Here is a 25,930-nt window from a genome sequence, read left to right as displayed (position 1 = left end):
ACCGACGCATGTCCGCACGCACCGCGTACGCACCGCACGCGCACACACCGTGCGCGCCGAGCTTCGTCAACTCCCGATCGGTGCGCCCACGAGTCCGGCGACGATCGCGCCGACTCCCTGGCCGAAGGCCTGGGCCGCGGCGGGTGCGAGTCCGCTACTGAAGACGTTCCGGATATCGCACCCCTTCGGCGCCGGACCGGTGGAGTTCATCCGCTGCTTGATCCAGTCGAAGGCGCCGCCGGCGCCGGTCACCACCACCACGCCGTGGGTGGTCATGAGCTGCTTCACGGGGTTGGGCGGGAACTCCTCGCGGCGGTAGGTCACCGACGCGCCACCCGCGCAGTACGAGTTCACCAGCTTGTCGGTGCCCGTGATCGGGGCGACCTCCTCGGTGATGCCGTTGTAGACGTACGCGGGCACGGTGGGCACCTTGCCGCTCACTCCGCGCTCATCGATCACCTTCTTGATCGCGGGGATGCGGAGCACCTCGTCGACGGGCTTGGTGAGGAAGCGGTTGTAGTCGAACCACAGGTTCGAGACCACGTTCTGCGGCATGCAGTGGCGGCGCGTCTCGTTCACGCGGTACCGGCCCTCCGGGGTGAGCACCTTGTCCAGCGCGGTGCGGAACTCCTCCGAATCCTTGCCCAGCGCCGACAGCGCGAGCGGGATCAGCCCCGCGAGCAGCGAGGTGTTCACGCTCTTCAGCGAGGCCGCGAGATCCCGCTCGGGCGCACCGAAGGCGGCGCCGCGGATGTTCAGCTCGGGCGCGTAGCCGGGCTGCATCTCGATGGTCCAACTGCTGGCGATGGCGCCGCCCGAGTAACCCCACAGCGCGACGGGCGTCGAGGCGGACAGCCCCAGCCGGGTGAAGTTCTCCACCGCGCGGATGCCGTCGAGCACTGCGTAGCCGGGCTGGCGCGGGGTGAGGAAGGTGTTCTCGCTGCCGCCGTGGTCGGGCATCGCCACCGCCCAGCCCTCGTTCAGGCCGAGCGTCGCGAACAGCATCTCCGCCCCGGGCATGGCGAAGGTCAGGGGGCCCGACGGGCTGCCGAGGTCGATCGGGCCGCCGCTGGTGAGCCCGTAGGAGGGCTGACACACGCGCAGCGTCGAATCGGTGGCCGCCTGGTATGAGAGCAGCTTCGTCGGCTTCTTGCCGCGCGGGACCAGCACGGTGGTCACGGTGATCGCGGGCTTCTTGTCGGCATCACTGGTGCGGTAGGCCAGCTGCCACGCGTCGACGTTCACCGGCATCACCTGCAGCGATCGCACCGACGTGGTGCGGCTCCGGATCACCGTGCCGGGCGCCAGCTCGGCGAGATTCGCCGGGGCGTCGTAGAAGGAGTCGGCGGGCGGTGCCGGCTCGACGATCGGCGGAAGCGCCGAGGCGGAGGGCGCTGCGATCACCCCCGCCGACAGCAGGACGGTCGAGGTGACCAGCAGCGCGGCGCGGCGAACGACCATCCGGAACGATCGTGTGTCAGTTTTCACATGCTGAACCTAAGGTGGGGTATGTCACCTGTCAAGGGTTGTTTTTGCCTGTCAGCCCCGGCACCTAGACTGATTCGGTGTCTGACACCGCCCCCGCAACGATTCCCGCACTCTCCGGACTGACCAGGGCGGTCGCCGCGGATCCCGATATCGCCGCCTTCACCGCCGCTGCCGGCCGCCCCGAGCTCACCGTGACCGCGGTCGACGGCACCCGCCCCTTCCTCATCGCGGCACTGGCTCAGCGCGCGCCGGTGCTGGTGGTCACCGCGACGGGACGCGAGGCGGACGACCTCACCGCCGAACTGCGCGAATCGCTCGGCGCGGGCGCGGTCACCCAGTTCCCCAGCTGGGAGACACTGCCGCACGAGCGCCTGTCCCCCGGCCCCGACACCGTGGGCCGCCGGCTGCAGGTGCTGCGCCGCCTCGCGCGGCCCGACGATGCCGACTACGGCGAACCGCTGCGCGCGGTGGTCGCCGCCGTCCGCTCGCTCGTGCAGCCCATGGCGCCGGGCCTGGGCGATGCACCGTCGGTCACGCTGCGCGAGGGCGCCGAATTCGACTTCGAGCAGCTCATCGAGACCCTCGTCGAACTCGCCTACACCCGCGTGGACATGGTGGGCAAGCGCGGCGAATTCGCCGTCCGCGGCGGCATTCTCGACATCTTCCCCACCACCACCGATCTACCCGTGCGGGTGGAGTTCTGGGGCGACGAGGTGACCGATCTCCGCGCCTTCTCGGTGGCGGATCAACGCAGCCAGCACGAGGTCGCAGTCGGCACCGTGCACGTCTACCCCTGCCGCGAGCTGCTGCTCACCCCCGCGGTCCGCGACCGCGCGGCCACCCTGAAGGCCGCGCACGAATCCGATGCCGCGCTGGTGGAGATGCTGGAGAAGCTCTCGCAGGGCATCCCGGTGGAGGGCATGGAGGCACTCATCCCGGCCTTGGTTCCGGGCGAGCTGCAACTGCTCACCGATGTGGTCCCCCAGGGCACGCACACCGTGCTGCTCGATCCCGAGAAGATCCGCACGCGCGCAGCGGATCTGGCACGCACCGGCCAGGAGTTCCTGGAGGCGTCCTGGACCGCGGCCGCCCTCGGTTCAACGGCGCCGCTCGACCCCACCGGCATCGACCTCGGCGCGAGCGCCTACCGCAGCCTCGACGAGGTGCACGAATCCGTTTCCGCACAGGGACATCCGTGGTGGACCATCTCCCCGCTCGCCGCGGGACCGGACACGGACGACGACGATCACCTCACCGTGCACATCGAGCACGCACCCGCACCGCGCGGCTCGGAGGCCGAGGCGGAGAAGCTGTTCGCCAGCCTGCGAGCCCACGCGGCATCGGGAGGCAGCGGCGTGATCGTGGTGGCGGGCCAGGGAACCCGCGCCCGCATCCTCGAACGCCTCCGCGATGCGGAGGTCCCCGCCACCGAACTGGAGCCCGGCGATGAGCCGCGCCCCGGCACCGTCGGCGTGCTGCGCGGCAGCCTGCAGACCGGCGTCACCGTGCCCTCGCGCACCCTCGTCCTGCTCGCCGAGCCCGATCTCACCGGTAACCGGGTGGCCGGCGTGGGCGACGGGCGACGGCTTCCGGCCAAGCGGCGCAACCAGGTCGACCCGCTCGCGCTGACCGCAGGCGACCTCGTGGTGCACGACGAACACGGCATCGGCAAGTTCGTCGAGATGATCGAGCGCACCGTGGCCGGCGCGCGCCGCGAGTACCTGGTGATCGAATACGCCCCCGGCAAACGCGGCCAACCGGGCGACAAGCTCTTCGTGCCGATGGAATCGCTCGACCAGCTCTCGCGCTACGTGGGCGGCGAGATGCCCGCGCTGTCCAAAATGGGCGGCAGCGACTGGCAGAACACCAAGCGCAAGGCGCGCAAGGCCGTCCGCGAGATCGCGGGCGAGCTGGTCCAGCTGTACGCCGCCCGCAACGCCGCGCCCGGCCACGCCTTCGCCGCCGACACCCCGTGGCAGCGCGAGATGGAGGACGCCTTCCCGTTCACCGAGACCGTGGACCAGATGACGGTGATCGGCGATGTGAAGGCCGATATGGAGAAGGCGGTCCCGATGGACCGCGTGGTGATCGGCGACGTGGGCTACGGCAAGACCGAGATCGCCGTGCGTGCCGCCTTCAAGGCCGTGCAGGACGGCAAGCAGGTGGCTGTTCTCGTGCCCACCACGCTGCTCGCCCAGCAGCACCTGAAGACCTTCGAGGACCGCATGCAGGGCTTCCCCATCACCGTGAAGGGCCTGTCCCGCTTCACCGATAAGCAGGAGACACAGCAGGTCCTGGAGGGCCTCGCCGACGGCAGCGTGGACGTGGTGGTGGGCACCCACCGGCTGCTGCAGACCGGGGTGCGCTGGAAGGACCTCGGCCTGGTGGTGGTCGACGAGGAGCAGCGGTTCGGCGTGGAGCACAAGGAGCACATCAAGGCACTGCGCACCAACGTGGACGTGCTCACCATGAGCGCCACCCCGATCCCCCGCACGCTGGAGATGTCGATGGCCGGTATCCGCGAGATGTCCACCATCCTCACCCCGCCGGAGGAGCGCCATCCCGTGCTCACCTACGTGGGCCCGTACGCGGAGAAGCAGGTCGCGGCCGCCATCCGCCGCGAGCTGCTGCGCGACGGTCAGGTCTTCTACGTGCACAACCGCGTCAGCTCGATCGACAAGGCCGCCAAGCAGATCCGTGATCTGGTGCCCGAGGCCCGGGTGGCGGTGGCGCACGGCCAGATGGGCGAGGAGGCCCTGGAGAGCACCGTGCAGGGCTTCTGGAACCGCGAGTTCGACGTGCTCGTGTGCACCACCATCGTCGAGACCGGCCTGGACATCTCCAATGCGAACACACTGATCGTCGAGCGCGCCGAGAACCTGGGCCTGTCACAGCTGCACCAGCTGCGCGGCCGCGTGGGGCGCTCGCGCGAGCGGGGCTACGCCTACTTCCTGTACCCGGCCGAGAAGCCGCTCACGGAGACCGCGTACGACCGACTGTCCACGATCGCCCAGAACAACGACCTGGGCGCGGGCATGGCCGTGGCCATGAAGGACCTCGAGATCCGCGGCGCCGGCAACGTTCTCGGCGCCGAGCAGTCCGGTCACGTGGCCGGCGTGGGCTTCGACCTGTACGTCCGCCTGGTGGGCGAGGCGGTGGAGGCGTACCGCGCCGCCGCCGACGGGAAGCCGATCACCATCGAGGAGGAGCAGAAGGAGGTGCGCATCGACCTGCCGGTGGACGCGCACATCCCGCCCGACTACGTGACCAGCGACCGGCTCCGTCTGGAGGCCTATCGCAAACTCGCAGCGGCCCACGACGATACCGCCGTGGCCGAGGTGCTCACCGAGCTCACCGACCGCTACGGCCCCCCGCCCGTGGAGGTGGAGCGGCTGGCCGCCATCGCGCGCCTGCGCTCCCTGGCCCGAGCGGCCGGGGTCACCGAGGTCAGCGTGGCCGGCACCAATCTCCGAGTGGCGCCGATGGAACTGCGCGATTCGCAGCAGCTGCGACTCAAGCGGCTCTACCCGGGCGGCTCGTACCGGGCCACCACGCGCACCGTCACCTTCCCGATCCCCCGCGTGGCGGGCGGCGGTGTGGGCAGCGAGCGCGTGCGCGACATCGAACTGCTCCAGGTGGTCGCGGACTTCCTGGCCGCCATGGACGGCAAGGGCGCCGGCTACTGGCGGCTCGACCAGCCGCCCCGCGCGACCGCGGCGACCAGTGGGGCGAGCGCGTGAGCGGCACCGTCGTCCTCCTCGATCCGGCCCTGCCCGGATACGTCCCGATCGAGGCGGTCACCCGGCTGAGCGACGGCCCGGTGTTCTACACCGAGGAACTGCCCGTCCGGGTGGCCTGGAACCTGCCGGGCGCGCGGCCCGTGCTCGACGGGACCGTCCCCGCGGGCGCCGTGCTGGTCTCGTCCGATCCGGATCACCCCGCCGTCGCCGCCCTCCGCGCCGACGGTGCCGAGGTGATCGCCGGACGCCGGCCCGCCGGGCTCGACGTGCTCGACGCCGTCGCCCTCATCGACACCCTGCGCACCGCGGGGCCGTGGGAGTCGGAGCAGACCCATGCGAGCCTGCTGCGCTACCTGGTCGAGGAGACCTACGAACTGGCCGATGCGGTGGGCGCGCTCGATGCCCCCGCGGCGGGCGAGGCCGAGCGTGCGGAGCTGCGCAGCGAGCTCGGCGACCTGCTGCTGCAGGTGATCTTCCACGCGCGGATCGCCGAGGAGGCCGAGCACGAGCCCTTCGGGATCGACGACATCGCCCGCACGCTCACCGCGAAGGTCCGCCGCCGCACCCCGCACCTCGCGGAGGGCTCCGAGGTCGACGTGGCCACGCAGGCGCAGAACTGGGAGCGGCAGAAGCGCCTGGAGAAGCAGGCCCGGGGCGAGGCCTCGGTGCTCGACTCCATCTCGCTGGCACAGCCCGCGCTCGCGCTCGCCGGGAAGGTCTTCGAGCGGCTGCGCACCGCCGGGTTCCCCGCCGAGCTCGTGCCGGACGAGGTGCGCACCGTCACCGTCGACCCGACCGCGGAGGATCACTCCGCGGAACTGGAGTACCGCGGCACGCTGCTCGCCTTCCTCGACCGGGTGCGCGCAGCCGAGGCCCTCATCGCCTCCGGCGAGGTAGACTCGTGGGCCTTCGCCTGGGACAACGTGGCGGCCGGGAACCCCGAGGGCACCGTCGCACGTTGATCCGGTAATCGGACAAAAGGAAGCTCGACCACACCATGATCAGTACCCGCGTGCGCGCGGCCGTCGTCGTCGCGGCCGCGGCGACGGCGCTCGCCTCCTGCGGCACGATCGGTGAGCGCGTCGACATCCCCGAGGGCATCCCGCCCGGCCCCGGAGTACCCGTGCCGTACATCAACGTCAACGGTCCCGGACGCACCGCCGACCTGCTCCGCGATTGGGCCACCCCGATCAGCGTGGCCACCGGCATCCCCCGGATCTCCCTCGAGGCCTACGGCAACGCCGCCGAGGCGATGCGGCAACGTACGCCGCAGTGCGGGATCGCCTGGACCACGCTCGCGGGGATCGCCTTCATCGAGAGCAAGCACGGCACCTTCCGCGGGGCCACGATCGCGCCCAACGGCAAGGTCTCGCCGCCCATCCGCGGGGTGCCGCTGGACGGCACCAACGGCAATCAGGAGATCCTGGCCACCGGCACCGATCCGCACCGGCCGAACGCCAAGTACGACGCCGCGATGGGCCCCTTCCAGTTCATCCCCGAGACCTGGCAGCGCTACGGCGTGGACGCGAACGGCGACGGCAAGGCCGATCCGGACAACATCGACGATGCGGCGCTCACCGCGGCCCGGTACCTGTGCGTCTCCGGCGGCGATCTGACCACCGCCCGCGGCTGGGAGAAGGGCGTGATGGTCTACAACCAGTCGCGCAAGTACCTGCTGGACGTGCGCGATGCCGCCTCGGCGTACTCGGTGAACGTCCAGCCCTGAACTGCCAGCCGATCGGCACCGCGCTGACACCGCGCTCCCAGCTTCGCGGCGCAGGCTCGGGAGCATGAACATCACAGCCAAAGCCCTCGCCACCGCCGGCATGCTCGTCCTCACCGGCCTCGCCGTTCCCGCCGTCGCCTCCGCCGATACGCCGCAGATGTACGACTCGTGCTCCGCCACGCAGGAGGGGCAGCGGATCACCACCGCGTCCGGCGACACCCTGGAGTGCGTCGGTACCGATGTGGGTACCGGCTACGACTGGGAAGAGCCCAACTGATCGGATCGATCGCCACTGGCCAGCCGGAATTCGAGAGCGCGGGCGGTTTCCGCGGCGTTCCCGGCGGCGACCAGATCGGCATTCGCATCGGTGATCACGCCCTGCAATTCGCCCGGAGTCATTCCCAACTTCTCGGCGTGAATGTACAGATCGGCGGCCACATCGTAGAGCAATGAGCCGAGGGCACGGCGGTAATGCCCCTCCGGGTCCCCGCTGTTCGCAGCGTTCTGCCCGAGTTGATTGAGCAGATTCCGGAGATCATTGCGATTCCGGAGCGATTCCTCGCGGGCGGAATGGTCCTGGTCGGGTAGTGCAGGCTCTGACATGCACATTACGTTATGCAGGATGTTTCGGATGTCGCAACACGAGGACGAGAATTGCAATTCCACTGAGGTGTGAAAAGACGCCGCTGGAGCTCTCCCGCCAGGACTCGAACCTGAAATGTCTGAACCAAAATCAGAAGTGTTGCCGATTACACCACGGGAGACCGCCGGTCCCGCGACACGCGCGCGACCACCGCCAAGCATTGTGCCACGGACGGGCCGGCACGGTGTTCTCGTAGGATTGCGGCCGATGACGACCTGCACCGAACCACGAGGAGCCACCCGATGAGCAACGGCACGGCGGTGGTGATCCTCGCCGCGGGCGCGGGCACGCGGATGCGCTCGAAGACCCCGAAGGTGCTGCACCGCATCGCGGGGCGCACGCTGCTCGGCCACGCACTGCACGCCGCCGCCGGCACCAGCCCGGACCACCTCGTGGTGGTCGTGGGCCACGACCGCGAGCGGGTCTCCGAGGCCGCCCTCGGCACCGCCTCGGAGCTGGACCACGAGATCCTGGTCGCCGTCCAGGAGCAACAGCGCGGCACCGGTGACGCCGTCCAGGCGGGCCTGTCGGTGCTGCCCGCCGACTTCGCGGGCACCGTGGTGGTCACCGCCGCCGACGTGCCGCTCCTCGACACGGCCACCCTGACCGATCTGCTGGCCACCCACACCTCCGGGGACGGCGCGGCGGTCACGGTGCTGACCACCGCCGTCGACGACCCCACCGGCTACGGACGGGTGCTGCGCACGCAGGACGGGCAGGTCACCCAGATCGTCGAGCAGAAGGACGCGACGCCCGAGCAGCTCGCGATCACCGAGATCAACTCCGGCGTGTACGCCTTCGACCACGCGCAGCTGGTCTCCGCGCTGGCGCAGCTGCGCCCCGACAACGTGCAGGGCGAGCTGTACCTCACCGACGTGATCGGGATCGCCCGCGCCGCGGGCCTGCTGGTGCGCGGCGACCACGTGGACGACGACATGCTGGTGGCCGGCTGCAACGACCGCATCCAGCTCTCCCAGCTCGCCCGCGAGATGAACCGCCGGATCATCGCGGGGCATCAGCTAAACGGCGTCACGGTGGTCGACCCGGCGAACACCTACATCGACGTCGACGTGACCATCGCCAGCGATGTGACCCTCGAACCCGGCACCCACCTCCGCGGCCGCACCGTGATCGCGGAGGACGTGGTGATCGGCCCGGACACCACTCTCGTCGACGCCTCCGTCGCCACCGGCGCCACCGTGCTGCGCTCCGAGGTGCACGCCTCGTCGATCGGCCCGAACGCCACCGTCGGGCCGTTCAGCTACCTCCGGCCGAACACCGAACTGGGCGCCAAGGGCAAGATCGGCGCCTTCGCCGAGACCAAGAACGCGCAGATCGGAGCCGGTAGTAAGGTGCCGCACCTGAGCTACATCGGCGACGCCACCATCGGCGAGGGCAGCAACATCGGCTGCGCCGTGGTCACCGTGAATTACGACGGGGTGAACAAGCACCGAACGGTGATCGGCGACCACGTGCGCATCGGATCCGACACGATGCTCATCGCGCCGGTCGAGGTGGGCGACGGCGCCTACAGCGGAGCGGGTACCGTGATCAAGCGCGACGTGCCGCCCGGAGCCCTGGCGGTCTCCGGCGCGGATCAGCGGAACATCGAGGAATGGGTACTGCGGAAGCGCCCGGGCACGAGCTCGGCCGAGGCGGCCCAGAAGGCTATCGCGAGGATTGACGAGCAGTGAACAACTGGATCGATAACCAGAAGAACCTGATGCTGTTCTCGGGTCGTGCCCACCCCGAGCTGGCGCAGCAGGTCGCCGACGAGCTCGGCGTCGAGGTCACCCCGCAGACGGCACGCGATTTCGCCAACGGCGAGATCTTCGTCCGGTTCGAGGAGTCCGTGCGCGGCAGCGACGCGTTCGTGCTGCAGAGCGCCCCGTACCCGGTCAATCAGTGGATCATGGAGACGCTGATCATGATCGACGCGCTCAAGCGCGGATCGGCGAAGCGGATCACCGCGATCCTCCCGTTCTACCCCTACGCCCGGCAGGACAAGAAGCACCGCGGCCGCGAGCCGATCTCGGCGCGCCTGATGGCCGACCTGTTCAAGACCGCGGGCGCCGACCGGATCATCACGGTCGACCTGCACACCGACCAGATCCAGGGCTTCTTCGACGGCCCGGTCGATCACATGCACGCGCAGACCATGCTGGCCGACTACGTGCGCGAGCACTACGGCACCGACAACATGGTGGTCGTCTCCCCCGACGCCGGCCGCGTCAAGGTGGGCGAGAAGTGGGCCGACGCCCTCGACGGTGCGCCCCTGGCCTTCGTGCACAAGACCCGCGACCCCAACGTCGCCAACCAGGTGAAGAGCAACCGCGTCGTGGGTGACGTGGCCGGCCGCACCTGCGTGCTGATCGACGACATGATCGACACCGGCGGCACCATCGCCGGTGCCGTGGGCGTGCTCAAGGAGGCCGGCGCCAAGGACGTGATCATCGCGACCACGCACGGCGTCTTCTCCGAGCCGGCCACCGAGCGGCTCGCGAACTGCGGTGCGCGCGAGGTGATCGCCACCAACACGCTGCCGATCCCGCCGGAGAAGCACTTCGACACGCTCACCGTGCTGCCGATCGCTCCCCTGCTGGCCCGCACCATCCGCGAGGTCTTCGAGAACGGTTCCGTGACCAGCCTGTTCAACGGCAACGCCTAACAGCTCACCGGAGGGGCATCGATGTCCGAGGCGACGATCTACCACAACCCCCGCTGCACCAAGTCCCGCCAGGCGCTCGCGCGGCTGGAGGAGGCGGGGGCCACGGTGACGGTGGTGAAGTACCTCGACCAGGTGCCCTCGAAGGCGCAGCTGCGCACGCTCATCAAGGACGCCGGGCTCACCGTGCGGCAGGCGGTGCGCACCCGCGAGGCCGAGTACAAGGAGCTGGGCCTCGCGGACGCCACCGACGACCAGCTGCTGGACGCGATGGTCGCCCATCCCAAGCTCATCGAGCGGCCCTTCGTGGTGACCGCCAAGGGCACCCGAATGGCGCGCCCCACCGAGGCCATCGACGAGATCCTGTAGCGCGCGGTGCTGTTCCGCCAGCTCGAGTACTTCGTCGCCCTGGCCCGGGAGCGGCACTTCGCCCGGGCGGCCAGCGCCTGCTACGTATCGCAGCCGGCGCTCTCCGAGGCCATCCGCAAGCTGGAGCGCGAGCTCGACGTGCCGCTCGTGGTGCGCGGCTCCTCCTTCGAGGGCCTGACCCCCGAGGGCCAGCGACTGGTTCCGTGGGCCCGGCGCATCCTGGCCGACCGCGACGCCCTCGAACACGAGGTCACCGCGCTCCGCACCGGGCTCACCGGTGAGCTCGACCTCGGTGTGATCCCCGCCGCGGCCACCGCGGTCGCCCTGCTGACCGATCCGTTCTGCTCCGCGCATCCGCTGGTGCGCGTGCGGATCCGGGCCGGACTGCGCTCGTCCGAGGTGGTCGAGCGGATCCGCCGGTACGAACTGGATGCGGGCATCGTGTACTCCGACGGCACCGATCTCGACGGACTCACCGTGACGCCGCTCTACACCGACCGGCACGTGCTCGTGGCGCGCGAGGATCTCCTTCCCGAGGGCGAGGGCACCGTCTCCTGGACCGATGCGGCGCAGCTTCCGATGTGCCTGCTGCACAAGGGGATGCGCGGACGCGACCTGATCGACGAGGTGGCGCAGGCGCACGGTGCACGGTTCGCGCCGCGCCTCGAATCGGATTCGGTCGCCACCCTGCTCGCCATGGTCGGAGCGGGACGGTGGGCCACGATCGTCCCGCGGGCCCGGCTCGCGACCTACCGGGCACCGTCGGGCACCCGCGTCGTGGAGCTCGACGGTCCGCCCGCCGCGCTCGGTGACCGCGCCGAACTGGCGGCGCGCGTGGTGCTGGTGCGGCACGGCGGGGAACCCGAATCGGTGCTCGCCCGGGCGCTCGCGGAGAGTGCGCCGCCGGTGGGCTGAGCCGCCCGCCTGCGGTGATCGGAGCCGCCTATCGGGCGAGCGGAATCCGGTATTGGACGCCCCCGCGGATCGGCGGGAAAGTAGATGCAGAGGGACGAAATCAGTTCTCCCACTCGCCGATTCAAGGAGTGATCATGGCGAAGATTCTGTGTGTACTGTACCCCGACCCGGTCACCGGTTACCCGCCCGAGTACGCCCGCGATTCGATCCCGTTCATCGAGGCCTATCCCGGCGGCCAGAGCATCCCCTCGCCGTCGTCCATCGATTTCACTCCCGGGGAACTGCTCGGCTGCGTCTCCGGCGAGCTCGGCCTGCGGAAGTACCTCGAATCCCAGGGCCACGAGCTGATCGTGACCTCCGACAAGGACGGCGCCGAGTTCGAGAAGCATCTCGCCGACGCCGATGTGGTGATCTCGCAGCCCTTCTGGCCCGCCTACCTGTCCGCCGAGCGGATCGCCAAGGCCCCGAACCTGAAGCTGGCGCTCACCGCCGGCATCGGCTCCGATCACGTCGATCTCGATGCCGCGATCAACGCCGGCGTCACCGTCGCCGAGGTCACCTACTCCAACTCGATCAGCGTCGCCGAGCACGCCGTGATGCAGATCCTCACGCTGGTGCGCAATTTCGTGCCCTCGTACAAGTGGGTCATCGAGGGCGGCTGGAACATCGCCGACTGCGTCGAGCGCGCCTACGATCTCGAGGGCATGGACGTGGGCATCATCGCCGCGGGCCGGATCGGCCAGGCCGTGATGCGCCGCCTGGCGCCGTTCGGGGTGCGGCTGCACTACTTCGACACCCGGCGCCTGCCACTCGAACTGGAGCAGGAACTGAACCTGACCTACCACGAGTCGGTGGAATCGCTGGTGCGCTCGGTGGACGTCGTCGACATCCACGCTCCCCTGCATCCGAAGACCTACCACATGTTCGACGCCGAGCTGCTGGCCACGATGCGCCGCGGCTCCTACATCGTCAACACCGCTCGCGCCGAGATCGTGGTGCGCGACGACATCGTGGCCGCGCTCGAGTCCGGGCAGTTGGCGGGCTACGCCGGTGACGTCTGGTACCCGCAGCCGCCGACCGTCGACCACCCGTGGCGCACCATGCCCCACCACGCGATGACCCCGCACGTCTCGGGCACCACGCTGTCGGCGCAGGCCCGCTACGCCGCCGGGACCCGGGAGATCCTCGAGGACTTCTTCGCCGGTTCCCCGATCCGCGACGAGTACCTCATCGTGGCCGGTGGTGCGCTGGCCGGCGTGGGCGCCGCGTCGTACACCGCCGACGGCAAGGCCAGCCCCGGCGCGGGTTCCTGACGGACGGGCCCCGTCAGGCCGGGCGGACGAGCCCGGTCCGGCGGGGCCTGCCGCGCACCAGGAGCGCCACCAGGATGCCGGCGCACACACCGATGATGGTGTCCACGCCGCGGTAGGTGAGCATCCGGAGCGGATCGGTGGGATCGGCGAGCTCCGTCATCAACATGATCAGGGGCGTGAAGAAGCCGATCGCCACCGCGTAGTGCCGCGCCATGTACAGCTCCGTGGGGAACAACAGCGCGATGGCCACCAGGGCGAGCGCGGTGGGCCCCGGGTCCAGGGCGAGCAGGGCTGCCGCCACCAGCAGGCCCACGAAGGTGCCCACCGTCCGGTGCATCGCGCGCCCCGCCACCGACCGGAACTCGGAATCCGAGGGCCGGCCCGCGTCGATCACCGCGAGCGGGACGGCCGCCGCCGCCATCGCCCAGTTCGCGTGGTCCACACCCAGCAGGATCCCGATACCGCCCGCCAGACCGACGGCGAGCGCGTACCGCAGGGCGTGCGTCCCGACCCCGGGCGCCGGCCGGCGAAGGACCAGTGCGATCCCGTCCCACCAGGGCCGGCCGCGGAACGGATCGGGCCGCCCGATCGCGCCGACGACGATCGCGAAGAGCACCGTGGCCACGCAGATCGCGAGGGCCTGGCCGGGCGGCGCCAGATCGGCCGGCAAGGTCGCGGTGGCACCCATCGCGAAGAGGAAGAAGAAAGGCCCGGCGGGCCGCAGGCGCACCGCATCGGCCAGCACCGAACAGACGGTGGCGAAGACCACCCCGACCAGCACCAGCACCCACGGCGGCGCCTGCTGATGCGACAGCGTGATCCCCAGCAGCTCCCCCACGGTGAGCAGGCCGCCGGCCTGCAACTGGTGCACGATCCGCGGCCGTCCCGATTCGCCGCGGCCGTACATGCCCGCGAAGGCACCGAACTCCGCATACACGAGAAGCTCAGGACGACCCCATGCGATCAGCAGTAATCCAGGAATCAGGAGCGCGAGCGCAACGCGCAGCGCGTGACCTCCATCGCGGAGATCAGGGCGATACCGCTCCGGAACCGCGGCGACGGCGGAGCGTAGCGAGGACCGCACCGGCGGGCGCCGAGGCGGTGTCAGACGCCGGCGGTGAGCACCGCCGCGGCGATCGCACACAGTGCCGAGCCGGTGACCGCGCCCGCCGCGATGAGCGCATTGGTCGAGTAGGTCGCATCGGAGGCGGGGCGGCGAGGCGTCGAGATCGCACAGGCGAATCCGAGCCCGGCCAGTGCGGCGATCCCCAACAGCACCACGGCGATCCAGGTCATCTTCGTCTCCCATCCACAACCGACTGGGAAGGCGGGCTGCGCCCTCCCCGATCGCCCTCATCATCGCACGGCATCGGATTGTCGCGGTCGTTCGCTTCCCCTGCTGCCGTCGCCGGGCTCGGTTAGTGTGAAAAACGTGACGCGCCCGCAACCGGTTCTCACACCGCTGTCCACTGCAGCGATGTTCCTCGTGGCCACGATCGACCGCGATCGCGCCGACGACGTGAGGGATACGCTCGGCGACCTGTCCGGACTCGTCCGATCGGTCTCCTTCCGCTACCCGGAGAAGGGCCTGGCCCTCATCACCTCCATCGGCTCGGACGCCTGGGACCGCCTCTTCGCGGGCCCGAAGCCCCGGGGTCTGCACCCGTTCGTCGAGCTCGACGGTCCGCGCCACCGCGCACCGTCGACACCGGGCGATCTGCTGCTGCACATCAAGGCCGAATCGCTCGACATGTGCTTCGAACTGTCGTCACGGATCGTGGACGCCTTCGACGGTGCGATCACCGTGGTCGACGAGGTGCACGGCTTCCGGTTCTTCGACAACCGCGACCTGCTGGGCTTCGTGGACGGCACGGAGAACCCGTCGGGCGAGGTGGCCGTCGCGGCCACGACGGTGGGCGACGAGGACCCGCACTTCGCGGGCGGCAGCTACGTCCACGTCCAGAAGTACCTGCACGATATGACCGCGTGGCGCGCGCTCACCGTCGAGGAACAGGAGAAGGTGATCGGCCGGTCCAAGCTCGAGGACATCGAGATGGACGACGACGTCAAACCCGCCGACGCGCACATCGCGCTCAACGTGATCACCGACGACGAGGGCAACGAACTGAAGATCGTGCGCCAGAACATGCCCTTCGGGCAGGTGGGCAGCGGCGAGTTCGGCACCTACTTCATCGGCTACTCCCGGGACCCCGGGATCACCGAACGCATGCTGCGCAACATGTTCCTGGGCGATCCGCCCGGCAACACCGACCGCGTGCTCGACTTCTCCACCGCGCACACCGGATGCCTGTTCTTCACCCCGCCCGCCGATTTCCTGGACGATCCGCCCGCGGCACCGGAGGAGGCGGAGGGGTCCCCCGCACCCACCGCCGACGCCGCGGACGGCTCGCTGCGGATCGGCAGTCTGAAAGGAAGCGATCGATGAACAACCTGTACCGCGAACTCGCCCCCGTGACCGCCGCGGCGTGGTCGGAGATCGAGACCGAAGCGACGCGCACCTTCAAACGCAACATCGCCGGCCGCCGCGTGGTGGACCTCGGTGAACCGCTCGGCCCCGGCGCCAGCGCGATCGGCACCGGCCACCTGCTCGAGGTGGGCGGTCCCGCCGAGGGCGTGCAGGCCCACCTGCGCGACAGTCGCCCCCTGGTGCGCCTGCGCGTGCCGTTCACGCTGAGCCGCAAGGCCATCGACTCGGTGGAGCGCGGGGCACAGGACGCCGATTGGGATCCGGTCAAGGACGCGGCACGCAGCCTCGCCTACGCCGAGGACCGGGCGATCTTCGAGGGCTATCCGGCCGCATCGATCCCCGGCATCCGCAACACCGCCGCCGGCGGCGACCTCAAGCTGCCCGACGATCCGCGCGACATCCCCGACGTCGTCTCCCAGGCGCTGTCCGATCTGCGGCTCGCCGGTGTGGACGGCCCGTACTCCGTGCTGCTCTCCGCCGATGTGTACACCCGCGTGAGCGAGACCTCCGATCACGGCTATCCGGTGCGCGAGCACCTCAACCGGCTCGTCGACGGCGACATCATCTGGGCGCCCGCGATCGACGGCGCCTTCGTGCTCACCACGCGCGGTGGCGATTTCGACCTGCGGCTGGGCACCGATGTGGAGATCGGCTACCTCTCGCACACCGCCGACGCGGTGGAGTTGTACCTGCAGGAGACCTTCACCTTCCTCGCCTACACCCCCGAGGCCGCAGTACCGCTCACCGCTTGATCTTGTGCACCACCGCTCCACCCGTCCCACCGACCGATGAATGGAAAGCAGTGAAATGAGTGATTTCGACGGCGTTTTCGATGACATCTTCCAGCGGTTCTTCGGGAACTCGGTGGGCCGGCCCGCCGTGCAGCGGGTCGACCTGAACCGCCTCCTCAACGACCAGGCGAAGACTCTGCTCGTCGAGGCGCAGGTGGCCGCGGCCGACTGGGGCAACAGCGAGATCACGCCCGAGCACCTGCTGTACGCGGCCGCGATGAACGAGCCGACGCGCGAGATCATCGTGCGGGTGGGCCTCGATCCCGATCGGGTCGCCTCCGCGATGGAGACCGCGGCGAAGGCCAGCGCGAGCCCCGACGGGGCCGACGGCGCACCGTCGCTCAGCCCGGCCTCGCGGCGCGCGCTGCGCGTGGCCCAGCAGCGGGCGGCCCAGTCCGGCCAGTCCTACGTGGGCCCCGAGCACATCCTCATCGGCATCGCCGACAATCCGGACACCGTGGCCGCGCAGACCCTCGCGGGCGGCGGCCTGTCCTCCGGCCAGGCCGTGCCCGGCAAATCGGGCAAGCCCGGCAAGACCGCGCAGCAGGCGCAGGCGGCGCAGGGCCCGAGCAGCACGCCCACCCTCGACGAGTACGGCCGCGATCTGACCGCCGAGGCGCGGGCCGGCAAGGTCGATCCCGTGGTCGGCCGCGCCGAGGAGATCGAGCAGACCATCGAGATCCTCTCCCGCCGCCGCAAGAACAACCCCGTGCTGATCGGCGACCCCGGCGTCGGCAAGACCGCCATCGTGGAGGGTCTGGCGCAGCGGATCGTCAACGACGACGTGCCCAAGACGCTCGCCGGGCGCCGCGTGATCGCGCTCGACGTGAGCTCCATGGTGGCGGGCAGCAAGTACCGCGGCGAGTTCGAGGAGCGCCTGACCAAGGTGCTCGACGAGGTGCGCGAGCACTCCGACGAGCTGGTGGTGTTCATCGACGAGTTGCACACCATCATCGGTGCGGGCGGCGGGGGCGAGGGCTCCATGGACGCGGGCAACATGCTCAAGCCGGCGCTGGCCCGCGGCGAGCTGCACGCGATCGGCGCCACCACCATCGACGAGTACCGCAAGTACATCGAGAAGGACGCCGCCCTGGAACGCCGGTTCCAGCCGGTGATGGTGAGCGAGCCGACCGTCGAGGACACCATCGAGATCCTGCGCGGCCTGATCGACGTCTACGAGGAGCACCACCAGGTGCACTACGACGACGACGCCCTGATCGCCGCCGCCGAACTCTCGGACCGCTACATCACCGACCGGTTCATGCCCGATAAGGCGATCGACCTCGTCGACCAGGCCGGCGCCCGGGTCCGGCTGCGCACCAAGACCTCCGACCAGGGCACCCGCACCGTCGAGGACGAGCTGGCGCGGCTGAACCGGGAGAAGGACAGCGCCGTCGAATCGGAGGACTACAAGACCGCGGACGAGCTCAAGGTCAAGATCGCGGAGGCCGAGCAGCGGCTCAAGAACATCTCCCCCGACGGTGAGCCGTCCGGCCCGGATGTGACGGTGACCGACATCGCCGAGGTGGTCTCGCGGCGCACCGGCATCCCGGTGGCCGATCTGACCTCCGAGGAGAAGGAGAAGCTGCTCCGCCTGGAGGACGATCTGCACGCCCGCGTCGTGGGCCAGGACGAGGCCGTGCTCGCGGTCTCCGAGGCCGTGCGCCGGGCGCGCGCCGGGCTCAAGGACCCGAGCCGGCCCATCGGCTCGTTCCTGTTCCTCGGCCCCACCGGCGTCGGCAAGACCGAGCTCGCGAAGGCCCTGGCGGCCACCGTCTTCGGCGACGAGGACCGGCTGATCCGGTTCGACATGAGCGAGTTCCAGGAGAAGCACACCGTCTCGCGACTGGTGGGCGCGCCTCCCGGCTACGTGGGCTACGAGGAGGCCGGCCAGCTCACCGACAAGGTGCGCCGCCAGCCCTACTCGGTGATCCTGTTCGACGAGATCGAGAAGGCCCACCCGGATGTCTTCAACATCCTGCTGCAGCTGCTCGACGACGGCCGCGTGACCGACGCCCAGGGCCGCACGGTGGACTTCAAGAACACCATCGTGATCCTCACCAGCAACATCGGCGCCGATCTGATTCTCGAAGCGCCCGAGGACGATTGGGAGTCGGTGGTCCCGAAGGTCAAGGAGCGGCTGCACGCCCACTTCCGGCCCGAGTTCCTCAACCGCATCGACGACACGGTGATCTTCCACCGCCTCGACAAGCAGCAGATCCGCAACATCGTCGAGTTGATCCTGGAGAGCACCCGCGGCCTGCTGCGCGGCCAGGACGTGGAGCTGGACGTCACCGAGAAGGCCGAGGACTGGCTGGCCGACGAGGGCTTCCAGCCCCAGTTCGGTGCCCGCCCGCTGCGCCGCACCGTGCAGAAGGAACTCGACAACCGGCTCTCGTCGATGCTGCTCAAGGGCGAGATCGTGCCCGGCGACACCGTGCGCGTGGACGCCGACGACGACGGCCTGGTGATCTCGGTGGTCGAGGTGGGCAAGGACGGAACCGTGACCGAGGGCAGCCTCCCGGCTTCCGACGACAAGACCACCGAGACGACCGACGAACAGGAGAAGGCATGAGCAACAAGAACGCCCGCGAAGAGGCCATCGAGCACGAGGAGAAGCGCCGCCAGGAGGAGCGCGACCGCCTGGAGCGGGAAGAGGAGAAGCGCCTCGAATAGGCCGGACGGCCCGCCCGCCTAGCGCAGGGTGCTGCGCATCAGGTCGATGACCTGATCCAGCGCCGCGCGGGTGGGCTGTCCCGGCTCGTCGATCAGGTGCTCGGTGAGTACGGAGTGCGGTGGCGTGGGCGCATCGGGATTCGCGTCGGCGTCGTCGATCTCGACCGCGATGAAGGCATCGCCCAGCTGCTCACGCAGGAAGGCGAAGCGCTCGCCGGGCACCATCTTGTCGCCGGTGAACCGCATGCCCAGCACCTTGAGGCCCTGTTTGGCGCAGCGCACCTTCACGGTCTCCAGGTCTTCCGGCGAGATGTCGATGTTGTGCCGGCGGCTGGGCGTGATGCCCAGCGGCAGCGAGGGCTGGCTCAGCACCGGCGCCAGCAGCACATCGTCGACCGCCATGCCCAGCGCGAAACCGCCGGTGAAACACATCCCGACGGCGCCGACGCCCTTGCCGCCGCACCGCTCGTGCTCCTGGCGGGCCAGCGCGCGCAGCCAGGTGATCACCGGGGAGGACTTGCCGACGGCGAGGATGGTGAACTCCTTGCTGACGCACAGCGGGGCGACCGACGCGACGGCCGTCGCCGTGCCCTTGATGCCCACCTTCCGCGGGTCGGCGTCGAGGCCGGGCACGCCGAACAGGTGCGGCAGCACCGCGGTGAATCCCGCGTCCACCAGCTTGCGTGCGAAATCGAGCACCTTCGGGGTGATGCCGGGGATCTCGGCCATCACGATCACCGCCGGGCCGGTGCCCTTGCGGTACACGTCGTGCGTGGTCCCGTGCGCCGTGAACGGCTCCACGGCGAAGTCGGCGATGTTGCGGGCTGCTTGCGCTGTGACGGTCACGGCACCATAGTGCCGCACGCTCAGAGCAGGCGCTGCGCGATCGCCTCCAGAGCGGGCCACGGGTCCTCGCCAAGCGCCTGCACCACCACGTGATCGGCACCCGCGTCGAGATGCGCCCGCACCCCGGCCGCGACCACATCGCCGTCGCCGTGCACGGCGAGGGCATCGATCAAGCGGTCACTTCCCGGAGATGCCACGTCGGCGTCCTCGTAGCCGAGACGCTGCAGATTGGCCACGTAGTTCCGCAGGCCGAGGTAGAACTTCACGGTCTTCCGTCCGGTCTCCCGGCCCCGGGTGTCGTCCGGATCGAGCACCACCTTCTGCTCGGGCGCGAGCAACGGACCGGCGCCGAGGATCTCCCGCGCCCGCCGGGTGTGCTCCGGCGTCGTCAGGTACGGATGCGCACCGGCGGTCCGATCGGCGGCGAGCCTGAGGACCTTCGGCCCCAACGCGGCGAGCACGATCCGGTCGGACGGGACGCCCTCGGCCGCGAGTGCGTCCAGATAGTCGACGAGTGCCTGGTAGGGGGAGCGGTACTCGGCGGTCGCCTCACGGTGCCCGGCACCGATCCCGAGCAGGAACCGGCCCGGGTGGGCCTGCTCGATCCGGTGGAAGGCCTTCGCCGCCGAGGCGGGGGTGTCCTGCCAGATGTTGAGGATGCCGGTGGCCACCTGCAGCGTCTCGGTGGCCTCGAGCAGCTCGTCGGCGATCGCGAGGTCGCCGCCCGGGGAGCCGCCCAGCCACACCGCGCCGTAACCGAGCCCCTCCGCCTTCGCCGCGAAGGCACCGTCCACCTGCGTGGACGCGCGCCAGATTCCGAGACTGCCCAGATTCGTCATGCTCTGTGCAACGCCGCGGCCGGCGCGCTGCTTCCCCTGGACCCGCGCTGCACGAAAACCTTCCCCGTCACACCACGGCGCGCGGCAGCTCCGGGCGGGCCGGGGCGTAGACCGCGCCCGCCACGGCCCGTGCCGCGGCCTTCGCGATGTCCAGGAAGTCGAAGTAGTCGCGCCAGGCGACGATCCGGCCGTCCTGCACGTCGAACCGCGAGCACACCCAGAACTGCAGGCGCAGCGGCCCGTACACCAGCGAGGTCACCCGCTCGGTGAGGGCCACCCCGTCGGCGGCCGTGGCCGAGAGCAGCACCGACCGCAGCTGCACCCGGGAGTGCTCGTGGCGCCGGAAGTTGCGAGACACCGCGCGCCGGCCGCGCAGCGTGCGCCACGACGTGCGGGTGTACACCACGTCCTTCGCCAGCAGGTGTTCGGCGATCTCGTAATCGCCGCTGCCCAGCGCCTCGACGAAGCGCTCGGCGACGTCCTGCGGCGACCACAGCGGGGAGTTGTTCACCAGACCATGGTCCGGGCGCGGCGTGGCAACGGGGCGAACTGGACATGACGCGTTGGCGAAAACATTCCCCGTCGCCGCGCTCGCCCGACCGGCTCGATTTCACTGACGACCGGCGGATTCGGTAAGCTGAGCGACGACCTTCTCGGCGAGGGCGGCTCCGGCCGCCGTGATCGACGCGAACTTGCGCTCCACCCCGCGGGCTCCCCCGGTGCGTGCGAGAGCGGGCCGCCTCGGATCGCCGAGGCCGCACCGCACATTTGGAGCATCATGTCTAACGCCAACAAGCTCACCGCTTCCGTCCGCACCGAGTTCGGCAAGGGCGCCGCCCGCCGCACCCGTCGCGACGGCCTCGTCCCCGTGGTCCTCTACGGCCACGGCACCGACCCCCAGCACCTCACCGTGGTGGCTCGCGACTTCGCCGCCATCCTGCGTAAGGACGGCACCAACGCCGTGCTGAGCCTGGACATCGACGGCAAGGAGCAGCTCGCGCTGACCAAGCAGGTCGTCGTGCACCCGCTGCGCAACTACATCGAGCACACCGACCTCCTGGTGATCAAGAAGGGCGAGAAGGTCACCGTGTCGGTGCCCGTCATCGTCGAGGGCGACCCGGCCGGCGGCACCCAGGTGGCGCAGGACCTCAACGAGGTCGAGATCGAGGCCGATGCGCTGAGCATCCCCGAGAACATCGTGGTCAACGTGCAGGGCCTCGAGGTCGGCACCCAGATCGCCGCGGGCCAGCTCGAGGTCCCGGCCGGCGTCACCGTGATCACCGATCCCGAGGCGCTGATCGTCAACATCACCGAGATCGCCGCCGCCGAGACCGAGGGCGACGACGCCGCCGAGGGCGACGAGGCCGCCGCCGAGGCTGCCGAGTAACTGCTGTGACCGACCGGCCGCTGATCGTCGTGGGGCTGGGTAACCCCGGCGAGAAGTACGCCGGTACCCGCCACAACATCGGTTTCGACGTGGTGGACGAGCTCGCATCGCGCGCCCGCACCTCCTTCTCCCGACACAAGAAGTCGGGAGCGGAGGTCGCGGGCGCGCGGCTCGCGGGCCGCCAGGTGTACCTCGCGAAACCGCAATCCTTCATGAACCTCTCCGGGCAGCCCGTCTCCGCGCTGGCCCGGTTCTACTCGGTGGAACCCACCGATGTGATCGCCGTGCACGACGAGCTGGACATCGACTTCGGTCTGGTGCGGCTCAAGCGCGGCGGCGGCGAGGGCGGCCACAACGGCCTGCGCTCGCTGACCCAGCACCTGGGCACCAAGGACTACCTGCGCGTGCGCGCCGGGATCGGGCGTCCGCCCGGTCGCCAGGACCCCGCGGATTACGTCCTCAAGCCCTTCTCCTCCGCCGAGCGCAAGGAGGTCCCGCTGCTGGTCACCAACGCCGCGGACGCGGTGGAGCTGCTGATCTCCCGCGATCTCGACCTGGAGTCCGCGCAGAACACCGTGCACGCCTGGTGATCACGTTCCGACGCGTGACGCGGGACGATTTCGGCCTGCTCGCGGTGTGGCTGTCCGAGCCGCACAACCGGCGCTGGTGGAACCACGAGACCTCGCCCGAGGCCATCGAGCGGGACTTCGGGCCGTCGGTCGACGGTGCCGAGCCCAGCACGGACTTCCTCGCGATCGACGACGCCGGTGCGCCCGTGGGCCTGATCCAGCGGCAACGCTGGGTGGACTACCCCGACGAGGACGAGACCGCCGCGGTCGGGCGGCTGGTGGACCTGGGGCCGCGCGACTACGGCATCGACTACCTCGTGGGCCTGCACTACGCCACCGGGCGCGGCCTGGGCACCGCGATGATCCGGGCCATGTGCGCGGAGATCTTCGAGCAGCTCGACGGTGCGCGCGTGGTGGTCGCGGTGGCCGCCGGCAACCGGCGGTCCTGGCGGGCCCTCGAACGCGCCGGATTCACCCTCGTCGGCCACACCGACATCCCGGCCGAGAATCCGATCGACCCGCCCGACCACGTGGTCTACCTGCGCGAACGGGTAGACTGACTCTTCGTGAGTTCCATTGCCGACGAGGTCGCCCGCCGCCGCACGTTCGCCATCATCAGCCACCCCGACGCGGGTAAGTCGACGATGACGGAGGCGCTGGCACTGCACGCCCGGGTGATCAACGAGGCCGGCGCCATCCACGGCAAGGCGGGCCGCAAGTCCACCGTGTCCGACTGGATGGAGATGGAGAAGGCCCGCGGCATCTCGGTGAGCTCGACGGCGCTGCAGTTCAACTACACGCCCTCGGGCGCGGCCGAGGGCGACGAGCCCACGGTGATCAACCTGGTGGACACCCCCGGCCACGCCGACTTCTCCGAGGACACCTACCGCGTGCTGACCGCGGTCGACGCGGCGGTCATGCTGATCGACGCCGCGAAGGGCCTGGAGCCGCAGACGCTCAAGCTGTTCCAGGTGTGCCGCCATCGCGGCATCCCCGTGATCACGGTGATCAACAAGTGGGACCGGCCGGGCCGCACGCCGCTGGAGCTGCTCGACGAGATCTCCGAGCGCATCGGCCTGACGCCCACTCCCCTGTTCTGGCCCGTGGGCATCGCGGGCGATTTCCGCGGCCTGCGCGACGTGCGCAAGGACGAGTACGTGCACTTCACCCGCACCGCCGGCGGCGCGAAGATCGCTCCGGAGGAGCATCTTTCGACCGATGCCGCACTGGATCGAGAGGGCGACGTGTGGACCGAGGCGGTCGAGGAGACCGAGCTCATGACCGAGATGGGGCAGGGCCACGACCAGGAGATGTTCCTGGCCGGCCAGACCTCGCCCGTGATCTTCACCTCGGCCATCCTGAACTTCGGTGTGCGGCAGCTGCTGGAGGCGCTCGTGGAGCTGGCTCCGGCGCCGCACTCGCGGGCCGCGATCGACGACTCCGAGCGCGAGGTGACCGACCCGTTCAGCGCCGTGGTCTTCAAGGTGCAGGCGGGCATGGATGCCGCGCACCGGGATCGCCTGGCGTTCATGCGGATCGTCTCCGGCGAGTTCGAACGGGGCATGGTGGTCCAGCACGCGCAGACCGGCAAGCCCTTCGCGACCAAGTACGCGATGACGGTGGTGGGCCGCGATCGTGAGACGGTCGAGACGGCGTACCCCGGCGACGTGGTGGGCCTGGTGAACGCCAACGCGCTCGCCCCCGGCGACACCCTGTACGACGGTGCCAAGGTGCAGTTCCCGCCGATCCCCTCGTTCGCCCCCGAACACTTCGCCGTGGTGCGCGCCGACTCCGCCGGCAAGTACAAGCAGTTCCGCAAGGGCATCGAGCAACTGGGCACCGAGGGCGTGGTGCAGCTGCTGCGCAACGATGTCCGCGGCGACGCCTCGCCCGTCATGGCCGCCGTGGGCCCCATGCAGTTCGAGGTGGTGGTCGCGCGGATGAAGACCGAGTTCAACGTGGACGTGCAGGTGGAGCACCTCGGGTACAGCGTGGCCCGGCGCACCGATGCCGCCAGTGCCGACGAGCTCAACCGGCAGCGCGGCGTGGAGGTCTTCGAGCGCACCGAAGGCGCCCTGCTGGCCCTGTTCTCGGACAAATGGCGGCTGCAGTACATCGAGAAGGAGCACCCCGACCTCACGCTGGAGCCCCTGGTGGCCGCGGCGGATTGAGTCCGGCGCCAGGGGACCGTTTCGGAAACCGGCGGGCGGACCGATCACGATCGACATGACACGGCCCGACCTGATTCTCGCCCGGTTTCAGACGCGGGCGCGCTGCGGGACCTCGCGGGCGAGCATGAGAGCCACTGCGCCCAACAGCGTTCCGGTGATCCGACGCTGCCACACCGCCCACGCCGGACGCCGCAGGATCAACCCCGCGACCGCTCCCGCGGCCACCACGATCGCGGCGTTCACGGCCACCGATACCGCGATCTGAATGCCTCCGAGCAGGAAGCCCTGCGCCGCCGTGTGACCGCGGGCGGGGTCGATGAACTGCGGGATCAGCGCGAGGTACATGATGGCCGCCTTGGGGTTGAGCAGATTGGTGAGCAGCCCCATGCGGAACAGCTTCCAGCCCGGATCCCGGGGCAGCTCAGCGGTATCGAACAGCCCTCGTCCGCCGGGCCGCAGCGCCTGCCATGCCAGATACCCGAGATAGGCGGCGCCGACCGCCTTGAAGCCCAGGAACAGCCAGGGCACCGCGACGAAGACCACCGCGAGCCCCAGGTTCGCCAGCGTGAGGTACACCAGGAAGCCGACGGCGGTGCCGCCCAGCGAGATCAGGCCCGCGGCGCGGCCCTGACCGATGCTGCGCGAGACCAGGTACATCATGTTCGGCCCGGGGGTGAGCACCATCGCCAGTGCGGTCACCGTGATTCCCGCGATCGCGGCCCACGAAAGGATCATGCGACCCATCCTCGAGGGACCCGTCGACGCAGTACATAGCCAGTCGGGTGTGACTGGCCCTGCCGGGCCACCAGCGCCAGGATCACGATCAGCAGGGGCACCCCGATGTCGAAGACGAGGATGCCGCCGGTGTTACCGGGCTGATGATCGCCGTGCGCGAACCACTGGAAGACGTGCCCGTAGGCGGCGCCCCACAGGAAGATCCCGTACCCGAGGCCGAGGGCGAGCCGCAGTTCCGGCCGTCGATACGCCGCGATCACCGCGAGGAAGGCGAAACCGACATTGGCGAAGGCGATCTCGAACTGGAAGGGGTTGCCGGCGGGGAAGCCGATCGCCTCGGCCATGGCATCGCCCGCGAACAGGAAACTCAGCCCCACCCACACCGAGCCGCCCGCCGCGGCCACCACCAGCCACCAGCGTTGCCAGATCTCCAGCGCCCGGTCGCGGTGGCGCACCGAGCCGATCGAGGCCCCGATCACCGCGAGGAGCGGGAGGAACAGGGGCGCAGCGGACTGGACCGTGAATTCGTATGCATCACTCATGACTTAAATGTAAACCTGTTAACATTA

General features: G+C 69.9%; 25 protein-coding genes and 1 tRNA gene. 16 read left to right on the top strand and 10 right to left on the bottom strand.

The window, feature by feature from the left end:
- Positions 1-66: 66 nt before the first annotated feature.
- Positions 67-1,461, bottom strand: coding sequence for a lipase family protein (locus TTY48_RS14415; RefSeq protein ID WP_220658141.1), 1,395 nt, complete (start codon positions 1,459-1,461; stop codon positions 67-69).
- 176 nt (positions 1,462-1,637) lie between these two features.
- Between TTY48_RS14415 and mfd the strand changes: the two genes are divergently transcribed.
- The 4 genes from mfd (at position 1,638) to TTY48_RS14395 (ending at position 7,231) form a co-directional block, all read left to right on the top strand.
- Positions 1,638-5,228, top strand: a complete 3,591-nt coding sequence (mfd, locus tag TTY48_RS14410; protein WP_374758711.1) for a transcription-repair coupling factor — start codon at positions 1,638-1,640, stop codon at positions 5,226-5,228.
- Entirely contained in the window at positions 5,225-6,190 is a 966-nt protein-coding gene (locus TTY48_RS14405) for a MazG family protein (protein WP_220658139.1), read from the top strand. Before mfd ends, TTY48_RS14405 begins: the two co-directional genes overlap by 4 nt.
- A 35-nt stretch (positions 6,191-6,225) precedes the next feature.
- Positions 6,226-6,954: a lytic transglycosylase domain-containing protein gene (locus TTY48_RS14400; protein WP_220658138.1), complete on the top strand. Its 729-nt coding sequence runs from the start codon at positions 6,226-6,228 to the stop codon at positions 6,952-6,954.
- Between the two features lie 64 nt (positions 6,955-7,018).
- Entirely contained in the window at positions 7,019-7,231 is a 213-nt protein-coding gene (locus TTY48_RS14395; protein ID WP_220658137.1) for a hypothetical protein, read from the top strand.
- Here TTY48_RS14395 and TTY48_RS14390 read toward each other — a convergent pair.
- Positions 7,207-7,557: a hypothetical protein gene (locus tag TTY48_RS14390; RefSeq protein WP_220658136.1), complete on the bottom strand. Its 351-nt coding sequence runs from the start codon at positions 7,555-7,557 to the stop codon at positions 7,207-7,209. The two genes, TTY48_RS14395 and TTY48_RS14390, sit on opposite strands and share 25 nt — an antisense overlap.
- Positions 7,558-7,646: 89 nt before the next feature.
- Positions 7,647-7,718, bottom strand: a tRNA-Gln gene (locus tag TTY48_RS14385).
- Positions 7,719-7,839: 121 nt separating this feature from the next.
- Here TTY48_RS14385 and glmU point away from each other — a divergent pair.
- The 5 genes from glmU to TTY48_RS14360 all read left to right on the top strand — a co-directional run bounded on the left by glmU (position 7,840) and on the right by TTY48_RS14360 (position 12,859).
- Entirely contained in the window at positions 7,840-9,291 is a 1,452-nt protein-coding gene (gene glmU / locus TTY48_RS14380; protein ID WP_220658135.1) for a bifunctional UDP-N-acetylglucosamine diphosphorylase/glucosamine-1-phosphate N-acetyltransferase GlmU, read from the top strand.
- A complete protein-coding gene (locus tag TTY48_RS14375) occupies positions 9,288-10,265 on the top strand; it encodes a ribose-phosphate diphosphokinase (protein ID WP_220658134.1) in 978 nt (325 codons plus the stop codon). Before glmU ends, TTY48_RS14375 begins: the two co-directional genes overlap by 4 nt.
- Positions 10,266-10,286: 21 nt before the next feature.
- Positions 10,287-10,631 (top strand): arsenate reductase (glutaredoxin), encoded by a 345-nt coding sequence (gene arsC, locus TTY48_RS14370; RefSeq protein WP_220658133.1) that lies wholly within the window; start codon positions 10,287-10,289, stop codon positions 10,629-10,631.
- Positions 10,632-10,637: 6 nt separating this feature from the next.
- Entirely contained in the window at positions 10,638-11,546 is a 909-nt protein-coding gene (locus tag TTY48_RS14365) for a LysR family transcriptional regulator (protein ID WP_220658132.1), read from the top strand.
- Positions 11,547-11,680: 134 nt separating this feature from the next.
- On the top strand, positions 11,681-12,859 hold the full coding sequence (locus tag TTY48_RS14360) for an NAD-dependent formate dehydrogenase (RefSeq protein ID WP_220658131.1): 1,179 nt from the start codon (positions 11,681-11,683) through the stop codon (positions 12,857-12,859).
- Between the two features lie 13 nt (positions 12,860-12,872).
- On the opposite strand, the gene TTY48_RS14355 is transcribed toward TTY48_RS14360, so the two are convergent.
- Both TTY48_RS14355 and TTY48_RS14350 read right to left on the bottom strand, forming a co-directional pair.
- The gene (locus TTY48_RS14355) at positions 12,873-13,796 is read right to left on the bottom strand and encodes an FUSC family protein (RefSeq protein ID WP_255585678.1); all 924 of its coding nucleotides are present in this window, start codon (positions 13,794-13,796) and stop codon (positions 12,873-12,875) included.
- Between the two features lie 167 nt (positions 13,797-13,963).
- Positions 13,964-14,155 carry a hypothetical protein gene (locus TTY48_RS14350; protein ID WP_220658129.1) on the bottom strand — a complete coding sequence of 64 codons (192 nt, stop codon included), beginning with the start codon at positions 14,153-14,155 and terminating at the stop codon, positions 13,964-13,966.
- A gap of 127 nt (positions 14,156-14,282) precedes the next feature.
- Between TTY48_RS14350 and TTY48_RS14345 the strand changes: the two genes are divergently transcribed.
- From TTY48_RS14345 to TTY48_RS14335, 3 genes are read left to right on the top strand one after another with little or no spacing between them, the layout of a single operon-like run.
- Positions 14,283-15,305, top strand: a complete 1,023-nt coding sequence (locus tag TTY48_RS14345) for a Dyp-type peroxidase (protein ID WP_220658128.1) — start codon at positions 14,283-14,285, stop codon at positions 15,303-15,305.
- Positions 15,302-16,099: a family 1 encapsulin nanocompartment shell protein gene (locus TTY48_RS14340; RefSeq protein WP_220658127.1), complete on the top strand. Its 798-nt coding sequence runs from the start codon at positions 15,302-15,304 to the stop codon at positions 16,097-16,099. The genes TTY48_RS14345 and TTY48_RS14340 overlap by 4 nt, the downstream gene beginning before the upstream one ends.
- A gap of 55 nt (positions 16,100-16,154) precedes the next feature.
- A complete protein-coding gene (locus TTY48_RS14335; RefSeq protein WP_220658126.1) occupies positions 16,155-18,713 on the top strand; it encodes an ATP-dependent Clp protease ATP-binding subunit in 2,559 nt (852 codons plus the stop codon).
- A gap of 119 nt (positions 18,714-18,832) precedes the next feature.
- Here TTY48_RS14335 and TTY48_RS14330 read toward each other — a convergent pair whose 3' ends face one another.
- From TTY48_RS14330 to TTY48_RS14320, 3 genes are all read right to left on the bottom strand, one after another.
- Complete coding sequence (locus tag TTY48_RS14330; protein WP_344186334.1) at positions 18,833-19,660, bottom strand: dienelactone hydrolase family protein; 828 nt, start codon at positions 19,658-19,660, stop codon at positions 18,833-18,835.
- A 20-nt stretch (positions 19,661-19,680) separates the two neighbouring features.
- Complete coding sequence (locus TTY48_RS14325) at positions 19,681-20,499, bottom strand: LLM class F420-dependent oxidoreductase (RefSeq protein ID WP_220658124.1); 819 nt, start codon at positions 20,497-20,499, stop codon at positions 19,681-19,683.
- A 67-nt stretch (positions 20,500-20,566) separates the two neighbouring features.
- Positions 20,567-21,010, bottom strand: coding sequence for a limonene-1,2-epoxide hydrolase family protein (locus tag TTY48_RS14320; protein ID WP_220658123.1), 444 nt, complete (start codon positions 21,008-21,010; stop codon positions 20,567-20,569).
- A 267-nt stretch (positions 21,011-21,277) separates the two neighbouring features.
- Here TTY48_RS14320 and TTY48_RS14315 point away from each other — a divergent pair, with 267 nt between their 5' ends.
- From TTY48_RS14315 to TTY48_RS14300, 4 genes are read left to right on the top strand one after another with little or no spacing between them, the layout of a single operon-like run.
- On the top strand, positions 21,278-21,886 hold the full coding sequence (locus TTY48_RS14315) for a 50S ribosomal protein L25/general stress protein Ctc (protein ID WP_220658122.1): 609 nt from the start codon (positions 21,278-21,280) through the stop codon (positions 21,884-21,886).
- Positions 21,887-21,891: 5 nt separating this feature from the next.
- Positions 21,892-22,476, top strand: coding sequence for an aminoacyl-tRNA hydrolase (gene pth / locus TTY48_RS14310; RefSeq protein WP_220658121.1), 585 nt, complete (start codon positions 21,892-21,894; stop codon positions 22,474-22,476).
- Positions 22,473-23,015, top strand: a complete 543-nt coding sequence (locus TTY48_RS14305; RefSeq protein WP_255585677.1) for a GNAT family N-acetyltransferase — start codon at positions 22,473-22,475, stop codon at positions 23,013-23,015. Before pth ends, TTY48_RS14305 begins: the two co-directional genes overlap by 4 nt.
- 6 nt (positions 23,016-23,021) lie before the next feature.
- Positions 23,022-24,626 carry a peptide chain release factor 3 gene (locus TTY48_RS14300; protein WP_220658120.1) on the top strand — a complete coding sequence of 535 codons (1,605 nt, stop codon included), beginning with the start codon at positions 23,022-23,024 and terminating at the stop codon, positions 24,624-24,626.
- A gap of 87 nt (positions 24,627-24,713) precedes the next feature.
- On the opposite strand, the gene TTY48_RS14295 is transcribed toward TTY48_RS14300, so the two are convergent.
- Positions 24,714-25,358 carry a LysE family translocator gene (locus TTY48_RS14295; RefSeq protein WP_220658586.1) on the bottom strand — a complete coding sequence of 215 codons (645 nt, stop codon included), beginning with the start codon at positions 25,356-25,358 and terminating at the stop codon, positions 24,714-24,716.
- Complete coding sequence (locus TTY48_RS14290; protein WP_220658119.1) at positions 25,358-25,903, bottom strand: DUF6790 family protein; 546 nt, start codon at positions 25,901-25,903, stop codon at positions 25,358-25,360. Before TTY48_RS14290 ends, TTY48_RS14295 begins: the two co-directional genes overlap by 1 nt.
- Positions 25,904-25,930: the final 27 nt, after the last annotated feature.

It is taken from the genome of Tsukamurella sp. TY48 (genome assembly GCF_019656655.1).
GTDB lineage: Bacteria > Actinomycetota > Actinomycetes > Mycobacteriales > Mycobacteriaceae > Tsukamurella > Tsukamurella strandjordii.
The sequence above is the reverse complement of the archived record's forward strand: the minus strand, read 5'-3'. Positions and strand labels throughout refer to the sequence as shown.

Bases quoted from the DNA above. Each gene is read 5' to 3' on its own strand.
- TTY48_RS14415 (WP_220658141.1), bottom strand. From the start codon at position 1,461: ATGGTCGTTCGCCGCGCCGCGCTGCTGGTCACCTCGACCGTCCTGCTG.
- TTY48_RS14400 (WP_220658138.1), top strand. From the start codon at position 6,226: ATGATCAGTACCCGCGTGCGCGCGGCCGTCGTCGTCGCGGCCGCGGCG.
- TTY48_RS14395 (WP_220658137.1), top strand. From the start codon at position 7,019: ATGAACATCACAGCCAAAGCCCTCGCCACCGCCGGCATGCTCGTCCTC.
- TTY48_RS14390 (WP_220658136.1), bottom strand. From the start codon at position 7,557: ATGTCAGAGCCTGCACTACCCGACCAGGACCATTCCGCCCGCGAGGAA.
- glmU (WP_220658135.1), top strand. From the start codon at position 7,840: ATGAGCAACGGCACGGCGGTGGTGATCCTCGCCGCGGGCGCGGGCACG.
- arsC (WP_220658133.1), top strand. From the start codon at position 10,287: ATGTCCGAGGCGACGATCTACCACAACCCCCGCTGCACCAAGTCCCGC.
- TTY48_RS14360 (WP_220658131.1), top strand. From the start codon at position 11,681: ATGGCGAAGATTCTGTGTGTACTGTACCCCGACCCGGTCACCGGTTAC.
- TTY48_RS14350 (WP_220658129.1), bottom strand. From the start codon at position 14,155: ATGACCTGGATCGCCGTGGTGCTGTTGGGGATCGCCGCACTGGCCGGG.
- TTY48_RS14340 (WP_220658127.1), top strand. From the start codon at position 15,302: ATGAACAACCTGTACCGCGAACTCGCCCCCGTGACCGCCGCGGCGTGG.
- TTY48_RS14335 (WP_220658126.1), top strand. From the start codon at position 16,155: ATGAGTGATTTCGACGGCGTTTTCGATGACATCTTCCAGCGGTTCTTC.
- TTY48_RS14325 (WP_220658124.1), bottom strand. From the start codon at position 20,499: ATGACGAATCTGGGCAGTCTCGGAATCTGGCGCGCGTCCACGCAGGTG.
- TTY48_RS14315 (WP_220658122.1), top strand. From the start codon at position 21,278: ATGTCTAACGCCAACAAGCTCACCGCTTCCGTCCGCACCGAGTTCGGC.
- TTY48_RS14290 (WP_220658119.1), bottom strand. From the start codon at position 25,903: ATGAGTGATGCATACGAATTCACGGTCCAGTCCGCTGCGCCCCTGTTC.